Annotated in this window: 1 protein-coding gene; it reads left to right on the top strand. The window is 25.4% G+C overall.

The features are described 5' to 3' along the window. Window positions 1-859: 859 nt before the first annotated feature. Entirely contained in the window at window positions 860-1,219 is a 360-nt protein-coding gene (locus tag ACFIQE_RS10550; protein ID WP_375630137.1) for a hypothetical protein, read from the top strand. Window positions 1,220-1,227: the final 8 nt, after the last annotated feature.

Genomic DNA, 1,227 nt, shown 5'->3' with positions numbered 1-1,227 from the left:
TATTCTAGATTATCATTTTGATAAACTGAAGAAGTATAACGATTAGCATTACAAAGGTTTGTGCAAAAATGCTTTTATTGGACATTATTAAATTTTTTATGATTTATATTTTAATCATTTTATCTTGGTTAGAAAGAAGGTGGACTCATTTTTATTTCTCTATTTTATCTTAAAATCGTGGAATTATATTAATGTTAGAAAGTTATAATTGTGGAAGACAATGAACTTTATTAAAATTATTCCATGTTCTGGTAGAAACGCATGGCTGTGAAAACGTTGAAATGTGTAATAGCTTATGGTATTAGATTTAGTGCATTCACCAAAGTTATCCCTTATCTTATCTAATTTAGCTTTTTCAATCAAAGAGTTAAGCTGGTTCTTACGCTAATTGTAGCTGGGGTAAATATTTTTTCTCAATCTATACTAAGGAAAAATATTTTATAAAAATATTTATTTTACTATATTATACAAAAAAATAAAAACATTGCATGTAACTAAAAAAACAACATATTGATATTTTTTATATTATAAAATCATAATAATAGTTATGATAATAAAGCTAAATTTATAATAAAAACAATAAAATAACTTTATTTTAATATATTTTTATCTTTAAATTACTCAATGTAAATTACAAATAAAATAATTGACAATCCTTAAATAAACATGTAACGGATATATTGTAAGTGTAATATAATATAAAAATAACAATTAAAATAAAATTATTAATTGAATTTTGTATTATATTTTTATTATCAGAAGATAAATATACTTTATATATAGATAACGGAATGTTTTCTATTTAGAGGGGGCGGTAAAGAAAATTTATTTTACTAAATATTGTAATTAGGTGGTTATGATGAAAATATTCAAGTATTGTATAGTATGTTTTGTTGCAGTAGCGATTTTCTTTTCACAGATTTTAAGGGCCAATGCTGATTCTTTAAATGGTAGATTTCAAAATGCTGGTTTTATTTCTGTAATGACACAGGAAAATAGAGTTATTAAAGCTGTTGATATGGTTATTAGCCAGTTTGGAGGACAAGGGGGTGAGAAAAATGTCCAAAAAGTCGCGGGTTTAATGGGGATGGAGACAGCGATTTTTGCTTTAATCGCATATTTTGTATATTTCTTTACTAGAAAGCCGCCCAGTCCTAACAGAGAGACAGGTGGAAGAACATTCGATGCTTTTGCTCATAGTTCATGGGCTTTGAATTAAAAGATATT

It is taken from the genome of Bartonella sp. AA1HLJMS, assembly GCF_042197445.1.
Taxonomy (GTDB): Bacteria; Pseudomonadota; Alphaproteobacteria; order Rhizobiales; family Rhizobiaceae; genus Bartonella.
This window is presented reverse-complemented; position numbering and strand designations above follow the sequence as displayed.